Origin of the sequence: Camelimonas fluminis (assembly GCF_014656355.1) — a bacterium.
GTDB classification, from domain to species: domain Bacteria; phylum Pseudomonadota; class Alphaproteobacteria; order Rhizobiales; family Beijerinckiaceae; genus Camelimonas; species Camelimonas fluminis.
On record NZ_BNCG01000181.1, the window covers coordinates 1 to 542 of the forward strand.

Below are 542 nucleotides of genomic sequence, written 5' to 3' on the forward strand. Positions count from 1 at the left end.
CGGCTCAGATCAATGCCTCACCCCGGAGAAGCAGTGAGCCATTCCCGACACCAACCTTGACCGAGCCAACGTTCAGATATCCAAGATTGGGGATCTCAACGACAACGCCCTTACTCGTCGCCTCTCTCCGCTTCACACGCCGCGTACCGTCGCGTGCAATCTTCAGAACATCACCGTCAAAATCCGCGTAAAGACTTTCACGTGCGTTCGTTGTGAAACCAGCACTGTCCCAGAGCCGCCGATCGATCTGGAGCTTCGTAATGTACCGATAGGGATCCGCAACCGACGGCTGTGAGAACAACAGAATGCCCGTCTCCGGCTCCAGCACATTCCAGTCAATCCCACCCGTGTCGATTGGCGTATTCACGGTTGGCAACGGTTCCCTCACCTTCTTCGGACGACCCCGACGGCGGCCCTGAGGCGCCGCGACTACTGCGGCTTCTACCGCGGACGATCCAGGAACCGGTGCAGGCGCCGGCGGCGCTTCCGCAACCGCTGCGACGTCACTCTGCACCTTTCGCGGCCGACCTGGACCCCGCTTC

1 protein-coding gene is annotated in these 542 nt (G+C 60.5%); it reads right to left on the reverse strand.

The window, feature by feature from the left end; translation table 11 throughout:
- Nucleotides 1-4: 4 nt before the first annotated feature.
- Nucleotides 5-367, reverse strand: coding sequence for a hypothetical protein (locus tag IE243_RS23045; RefSeq protein WP_191321601.1), 363 nt, complete (start codon nt 365-367; stop codon nt 5-7).
- Nucleotides 368-542: the final 175 nt, after the last annotated feature.